5 protein-coding genes and 1 pseudogene are annotated in these 7,476 nt (G+C 64.9%); 5 read left to right on the top strand and 1 reads right to left on the bottom strand.

Going from position 1 to position 7,476, the window contains the following annotated elements; all coding sequences use genetic code 11:
- Together VKP01_RS11410 and VKP01_RS11405 are read left to right on the top strand one after the other, a co-directional pair.
- Positions 1-527: pseudogene (locus VKP01_RS11410) on the top strand (efflux RND transporter periplasmic adaptor subunit); the annotation flags it as partial.
- Positions 527-3,673, top strand: a complete 3,147-nt coding sequence (locus VKP01_RS11405) for an efflux RND transporter permease subunit (protein WP_324412375.1) — start codon at positions 527-529, stop codon at positions 3,671-3,673. The pseudogene VKP01_RS11410 and the gene VKP01_RS11405, both read left to right, overlap by 1 nt.
- Positions 3,674-3,681: 8 nt before the next feature.
- Here the strand turns inward: VKP01_RS11405 and msrP are convergent, their stop codons facing one another.
- Positions 3,682-4,656: a protein-methionine-sulfoxide reductase catalytic subunit MsrP gene (gene msrP, locus VKP01_RS11400; RefSeq protein WP_324412373.1), complete on the bottom strand. Its 975-nt coding sequence runs from the start codon at positions 4,654-4,656 to the stop codon at positions 3,682-3,684.
- A 239-nt stretch (positions 4,657-4,895) separates the two neighbouring features.
- Here msrP and VKP01_RS11395 point away from each other — a divergent pair, with 239 nt between their 5' ends.
- The 3 genes from VKP01_RS11395 to VKP01_RS11385 form a co-directional block, all read left to right on the top strand.
- Positions 4,896-6,485: a deoxyribodipyrimidine photo-lyase gene (locus VKP01_RS11395; protein ID WP_324412371.1), complete on the top strand. Its 1,590-nt coding sequence runs from the start codon at positions 4,896-4,898 to the stop codon at positions 6,483-6,485.
- Between the two features lie 2 nt (positions 6,486-6,487).
- The gene (locus VKP01_RS11390) at positions 6,488-6,670 is read left to right on the top strand and encodes a DUF2256 domain-containing protein (RefSeq protein WP_414706571.1); all 183 of its coding nucleotides are present in this window, start codon (positions 6,488-6,490) and stop codon (positions 6,668-6,670) included.
- Between the two features lie 297 nt (positions 6,671-6,967).
- Positions 6,968-7,476, top strand: a 509-nt coding sequence (locus VKP01_RS11385) for a dihydroxy-acid dehydratase (RefSeq protein ID WP_324412369.1), incomplete at its 3' end; no start/stop codon positions are given.

The raw sequence follows: 7,476 nt of genomic DNA, 5'->3' as shown, positions 1-7,476 counted from the left end.
TGATCCGCTTCGTCGGCTCTGCTGCCGATCCGCGCACGCGGACCTTTCCCGCGGAGATCGCGGTGGACAATCCCGACAGCACGATACCGGCGGGGATCAGCGCACAGGTGCGTATCCCCACCGAAGAGACCCTGGCGCATTTCCTCTCGCCCGCCACCCTGGCGCTGTCCACCGACGGGCGCCTCGTCGTGAAGACGGTGGATGATGAGGATGTCGTCGTCGCCCACACGGTCTCCATCGTGCGCGCGCAGAGCGACGGCATCCATGTCGCCGGCCTGCCCGATACGGCGCGGGTGATCACCATCGGTCAGGGCTTCGTCAATCAAGGCGATACCGTCGCGCCGCATCCCGACGAGCGTGATCCGCCAAGGCCCGAGGATGATCCCCAAGCCGTCACGCAGGCGCCGGATACGCAAGCGCCGGACATGCAAGGCGATGCGCAGGCGGTCAGCCCGCTCGATCCCACTGACCCGGCTTCCGAACTGTTCGGCGACGAGGCACAGATGCCCTCACCGGGAGCGCAATGATGCTGATCGATGCCGCCTTTGCCCGCACCCGGGTGGTGCTGTTTCTTCTGGCGATGATCCTGGGGCTCGGCGCGATCGCCTACCAGACGATCCCCAAGGAGGCGACGCCGGAAGTCCCGATCCCGGTGATCTATGTCACAACCGGGCTCGACGGCATCTCGCCGGAGGATGGCGAGCGTCTGCTCCTGATGCCGCTCGAAACCGAACTTGGCACCATTGCCGGCCTGCGGGAGATGCGCTCGCAGGCGAGCGAGGGCCATGCCTCCGTGACGCTCGAATTCGAACCCGGATTCGATGCCGAAGCCGCGCTCGAATCCGTACGCACGGCCGTGGATCAGGCCCGCCCCGACCTGCCGACGGATGCGCGCGAACCCTCGGTGAACGAGGTCAATACGGCGCTCTTTCCCGTTCTCACCGTGATCGTCTCCGGCAATGCTCCGGAGCGTAGTCTCAACCGGGTCGCGGGTGATCTGCGCGATACGATCGAGGGCGTTGAGGGGGTGCTCGAAGTCGATATCGGCGGGCGGCGCGACGAACTCGTCGAGGTGCTGATCGATCCCACCATCTTCGAGACTTACCAGATTACCTTTCAGGAGCTGATCAGCCAGATCGAGCGCAACAACCGTCTGATCGCCGCCGGCACCATCGAGACGCAGGCCGGGCGCGTCGTGCTCAAGGTGCCGGGTCTGATCGAGAACGAGGCGGATGTGCGCGACATGCCCGTGATCGTGCGCGACCGTACCGTGGTGACCTTCGCCGATGTCGCCAATGTGCGGCGCAGTTTCGAGGACGCGCAAGGCTTTGCACGCATCGACGGGCAGCCGGCTCTGGCGCTTGAAGTCAAGAAACGGGTGGCGGCCAACATCATCGAGACGGTGGATGGCGTGCGTGCTGCGGTCGATGCGACAGAGGCCGGGTGGCCCGGCAATATCAGCGTGGATTACACGCTCGACATATCCAAATATGTGCACGAGATGCTCGGTGATCTCGAATCCAACGTCATCGCCGCCGTGATTCTGGTGATGATCGTGATCGTTGCGGCACTCGGGTTGCGCAATGCCCTGCTCGTCGGCCTCGCCATTCCCGGCGCCTTCCTCGGCGGCGTCGCGGCCCTGTGGATGATGGGCTACACCATGAATGTGGTGGTGCTGTTTGCGCTGATTCTCGTCGTCGGCATGCTCGTGGACGGGGCCATCGTCACCACGGAGCTGGCTGATCGCAAGCTGCAACAGGGGGAGCCGGCGCGTGAGGCTTATCGTGCGGCGGCCAAGCGCATGGCATGGCCGATCATCGCCTCCACGGCGACGACGCTGAGTGTCTTCGTGCCGCTGCTGTTCTGGGGCGGTGTGGTCGGCGAGTTCATGAAATATCTGCCGATCACGGTTCTGCTGACGCTCACCGCCTCGCTCGCCATGGCGCTGATCTTCATACCCGTCGCCGGCGGCCTGATTGGGCGCCGGCGTGTGCAGAGCGCCACTGCGCAGGCGCAATTGCGCGCGGCGGAGACCGGAGATCCGCGCGAAATGCATGGACTCGCGGGATATTACATCCGCCTGCTCGAACGCGCGATCCGCCGCCCCGGCCTCACGCTGCTGCTGGCCATGGCCCTGTTGCTCGGTTCTTTCGCCGCTTACGGCAAGCTCGGCGCCGGCATCTCCTTCTTTCCCGTAATCGAGCCGGATTTCGCCCAGGTGCAGGTGCGCGCCCGCGACGATCTCTCGGTGCATGAACGCGATGCGCTGGTGCGACGGGTGGAGGAACGCCTGATCGTCATGGAGGAGATCGACAGCGTCATTGCGCGCTCCTTTGCCGATTCGCGCGAGGATCCGGAGCTGATCGGCACGATCCAGCTCGAACTGATCGACTGGGATGCCCGGCGCCCTGCTGCCGAGATCGCCCAGGAAATCCGCGAGATGACGACCGATTTCCCCGGGATCGCCCTGCAGGTTCGCCTGCAATCCATGGGGCCGGGCACCGGCAAGCCGGTCCGGCTCGAAATGCGCGCCGCCGATGCGCAGATCCGCGCCGAGGCTGTGGAGACCGTTCGGGCGCAGATGAAGCGGCTCGGCGGCTTCACCGATGTCACGGACACGCTGCCGCTGCCCGGGATCGAGTGGCGCATCAACGTCAACCGCTCGGAAGCCGCGCGCTTTGGCGCCGATGTCAGCCTGCTTGGCCAGGCGGTGCAATTGCTCACGCAGGGCGTGACCATCGCCGATTTCCGCCCGGAAAGCGCCGATGACACGGTCGATATCCGCGTGCGCTTCCCATCCGGAGACCGCACGCTGGAAGCGCTTCAGGGGCTGCGTGTGCCGACGCAGACGGGGCTGATTCCGATCACGAATTTCGTCAGCTTCGAACCGGCGCCGCGCACAGGCGCGATCCAGCGGCTGGACCAGCGTCGCATGGTCGCCGTCGAATCCGGCGTCGCACCCGGATTGCTGGTGGATGAACGCATCCGCGCCCTGCGCGCAGCGCTGGAGGAGGCGGATCTGCCGGAGGCCGTCGCCTGGTCCTTCGCCGGCGAGGCGCAGGACCAGGCGGAGGCGCAGGAATTCCTCGCCGGCGCCTTCGCAGCGGCGATCGTACTCATGTTCCTCATCCTCGTCACCCAGTTCAACAGTTTTCGCCAGGCGGTGATCGTGATGAGCGCCATCGTATTCTCGATCGCGGGCGTGCTGATCGGACTGATCATCACCGGTCGACCGTTCGGGATCGTCATGGGCGGGATCGGCATCATCGCGCTGGCCGGGATCGTGGTGAACAACAATATCGTGCTGATCGACACCTACAACGTCCTGCGCGGCGAGGGGGCCGGCGTGCGCGATGCGATCCTGCGCACCGGCGCCCAGCGCCTGCGTCCGGTCGTGCTCACCTCGCTGACCACGGCGCTCGGCCTGCTGCCGATGGTGCTCGGCATGAATATCGATTTTTTCCGCAGGGTGATGGTGTTCGGTGCGCCCTCCACGCAATGGTGGGTGGAACTCTCCAGCGCCATCGTCGGCGGGCTGCTCGTCGCCACCGTGCTGACGCTGCTGCTGACACCCGCCATGCTGATGCTGGCGCACGGACGCGAGCGTGCGCACGCCACAATACAAAAGGACGAAACGCGTGGCTCACAAGATGAGGCCGCGCAACCCACCTGAAGGACGCCTCAGGCGAAGAGGCGCTCGTCTTGCAGGTCGGCATAGAGATGCGCGACTTCTTCGCCGTAGCCGTTATATATCTGTGTGGGAATCTGCTCGTCCGTGCCGAGCATGCGCTCGCTTGCCTGACTCCAGCGCGGATGCGGCACGTCCGGATTCACATTGGCCCAGAAACCGTATTCGTCGCTGGCAAGCTCTTCCCAGAAGGAAACGGGGCGCTCTTCCGTGAAGCTGATGCGCACGATCGACTTGATCGATTTGAAACCGTATTTCCACGGAACGATGAGACGCAGCGGGGCGCCGAACTGGTTGGCGATGGGCTGGCCGTAGATGCCGGTGACCATCAGCGTCAGATCATGCGTCGCTTCCTCCATGGTCAGCCCCTCGGTATAGGGCCATGGATACCAGGCCTGACGCTGGCCGGATGCGATGCTCGCGTCTTCGAAGGTCTGCATCACCACATATTTCGCCGATGACAACGGACGCGCCATGGCGATCAGATCGCGCATGGGAAAGCCCGTCCAGGGCACAGCCATGGCCCAGGCCTCGACGCAGCGGAAGCGATACAGGCGCTCTTCCAGATCGACGCTGCGGATCAGCCTGTCGATATCGATGCTGCGCGGTTCCTCGACAAGCCCGTCGATCATGATGCTCCAGGGGCGGATCTCGAGCGATTGTGCCGCCGCCGCGACGCGTTTGGAGGAGCCGAATTCGTAGAAATTGTTGTAATTCGAGGCGACACTCTCATCGGTAATCGCACGATCCAGCGTGAAAGCCGGGTCGCGGGAAACGGGATAGAGATCGCTGGTGGGATCGTCTTCACGGGCGACAGCGTTTTCGCCGCAGGCCGCCAGGCCGGGCATTGCGGCAAGGCCGATACCGGCGGCAGCGCCCTTGAGGAAGCGGCGCCTGTTGCGAAAAACATTCTCTGGCGTCGCCTGACTCTCCGGGATTTCCCAGCTGCGTTTGTTTCTGATCAGCATTCAATCTCTCCAGGGCGATCACGACGACGACTTGCACTCCGCAAAGGAATTCGTGCTTCAGCGCCGAATTGCCCTTGCGTCATGTTTGCCGATGACCAGATGTGATGCGCAGGCGGCGTTCTGGCAATGCCGCGCGACGCGCTTACCGGGATCCTCACGGGCTCGTGACCGATATTGATCCTCGCGGGCTGCCGGTGCGTAGACCAACCCTTGAATGACCGGGTCTCGAGGAGCGGGAATTGGCGCGCGGCAAACTGCATGTGGTCTGGTTCAAGCGGGATCTGCGTGTGACCGACCACGCGTCGCTGGCCGATGCTGCGCGCATTGCGAGCGAGCGCGGGGAAGCGGTTTTGCCGCTTTACATCGTCGAGCCGGAGCTGTGGCGCGAGCCGGATTATGCGGCGCGCCATTACGCCTTCCTGGCCGAGGCTCTGGAAACGCTGCGCCACGATCTCGCTCGTCTCGGGCAGCCTCTGGTCGTGCGTGTGGGCGCGGTCTGCGCTGTCCTTGCTGATATCGTGCAAAGCCGTGGGATAGCGGCGATCCATGCCCATGAGGAGACCGGCAATAGCTGGACCTATGCACGTGACCGGTCCGTCGCTGCCTGGTGCCGCGAACGGGGCATCGCCTTTCACGAACAGCCCCAGAGCGGTGTGATCCGCCGCCTCGGCAACCGCAACGGCTGGGCGCGCCGCCGTGACGGCTTCATGCGTCGCCCGCTCGTGGCCGCGCCCGCAGCCTTGCCGGCGATCGCCGGGCTCGATCCCGGAGCGCTCCCCGCACCCGCCGATCTCGGCCTCGCGCCGGATCCGTGCCCGCAGCGTCAGGCGGGGGGGCGGGCAGCGGCGCTGGAACGGTTGCAGGGCTTTCTCGAAGAGCGCGGCGCGCCCTATCGCGCGGGGATGGCGAGCCCGCTGACGGCTTTCGCGGCGTGTTCGCGGATATCGCCGCATCTCGCGCACGGCACATTGTCGATGCGCGAGGCAGTGCAGGCGGCGGCGGTGAAGCGCTTGGCGCATCAGGAGGACAAACGCTGGCGCGGGGCGATCTCCTCCTTCGCGTCGCGATTGAGCTGGCGCTGTCATTTCATGCAGAAGCTCGAAGCCGAACCGCTGATCGAGACACGTCATCTGCATCGTGCCTATGACGGCTTGCGCCCGACCATGCCCGATCGCGAGCGGCTCGGCGCCTGGGAGCGTGGCGAGACCGGGCTGCCCTTCGTCGATGCCTGCATGCGCGCGCTGATCGCCACCGGCTGGATGAATTTCCGCATGCGCGCCATGCTGATGGCGGTGGCGAGTTATCATCTTTGGCTCGACTGGCGCGCCCCCGGCCTGCATCTCGCGCGGCTCTTCACCGATTACGAGCCGGGCATCCACTGGCCGCAGGTACAGATGCAATCGGGCACGACCGGGATCAACACCATCCGCATCTACAATCCGGTCAAGCAGGGGTATGACCAGGACCCGCAGGGGCGCTTCATCCGGCAATGGCTGCCCGAACTCGATGCGGTTCCGGATCGCTTCATCCATGAGCCGTGGCGCTGGGAGGAGGCGGGGCGGGTGCTCGACCGGGCCTATCCGACGCCGGTCGTCCACCATGTCGAGGCCGCGCGCCAGGCCCGCGACAAGGTCTGGGCGGTGCGCCGCGGGCGCGGATTCGGCGATGGCGCGATGCGGATCCAGGAGAGGCACGGCAGCCGCAAGAGCGGCCTGCCGGTCATACGCGAGGGCTCCCGCAAACGCGGTGGCAACACCGATTCCGGGCAGCTCACCCTCGATTTCGGCACTTCGGACGGCGCTCCTGTCAGCACTGGATCGACATCATGAAGATGCGCCGCAAGGGCGATCTGCCGCAAAAGATCTGCGCCGCCTGCGGGCGCTCCTTCAGTTGGCGTCGCAAATGGGCGCGTGACTGGGAGAGCGTGCGCTATTGTTCGCAGCGCTGCCGTGGAACCGGCGGGCGCGAGCCGTCGGCGCAGGATGATACCCAAGGCACATTTCCGGCGCGTTGAATCTGTGGCGCGCACGCCACACCTTGGATTCATCCTCAACAAGCCATCGTCATGCAATCGCTCCGCCCCGATTGCGCCATAAAGCGAAGTCATCTTCATATTCAAATAAAGTCGTGAAAAATCAAATGCTTGCGCTGTCTTCGCGGCGTGACTGCTTTTTTTCGCGAGAGATTTTCCGGGCGCAGATCCCCGAGCGGGCGTGCCGGCACGGACATGGCTTGGGCGTGGTATCCCTCAAACGCTTTCTTTATGAAAGCGAGGGATAAAAAACCGCATCCAGGGGGGCAGAGGAAGGCGATGAGCGAGCGCACATACGACAAGAGCAAATTGCCGAGCCGCCATGTGACGCAGGGGCCGGCGCGCGCGCCGCACCGCTCTTACTATTACGCCATGGGTCTGACGGAAGAGCAGATCAACCAGCCCTTCGTCGGCGTGGCAACCTGCTGGAACGAGGCCGCCCCGTGCAACATCGCGCTGATGCGCCAGGCCCAGGCCGTCAAGCACGGCGTCGCCCATGCCGGCGGCACCGCCCGGGAATTCTGCACCATCACCGTGACCGACGGCATCGCCATGGGTCACCAGGGCATGTATTCCTCGTTGCCCTCGCGTGACTGGATCGCCGACTCGGTCGAACTCACCATGCGCGGCCACAGCTACGACGCGCTGGTCGGTCTCGCCGGCTGCGACAAGTCGCTGCCTGGCATGATGATGTCGATGGTGCGGCTGAACGTGCCTTCGGTCTTCATCTTTGGCGGCTCGATCCTGCCCGGCAGTTTCAGGGGCCAGCCGGTCACCGTGCAGGACGT

Origin of the sequence: Saliniramus sp. (assembly GCF_035311605.1) — a bacterium.
In the GTDB taxonomy this organism is placed as follows: Bacteria; Pseudomonadota; Alphaproteobacteria; order Rhizobiales; family Beijerinckiaceae; genus Saliniramus.
This window is presented reverse-complemented; position numbering and strand designations above follow the sequence as displayed.

Coding starts and splice junctions, on each gene's coding strand:
- msrP (WP_324412373.1), bottom strand. CDS start 4,656: ATGCTGATCAGAAACAAACGCAGCTGGGAAATCCCGGAGAGTCAGGCG.
- VKP01_RS11390 (WP_414706571.1), top strand. CDS start 6,488: ATGCGCCGCAAGGGCGATCTGCCGCAAAAGATCTGCGCCGCCTGCGGG.
- VKP01_RS11405 (WP_324412375.1), top strand. CDS start 527: ATGCTGATCGATGCCGCCTTTGCCCGCACCCGGGTGGTGCTGTTTCTT.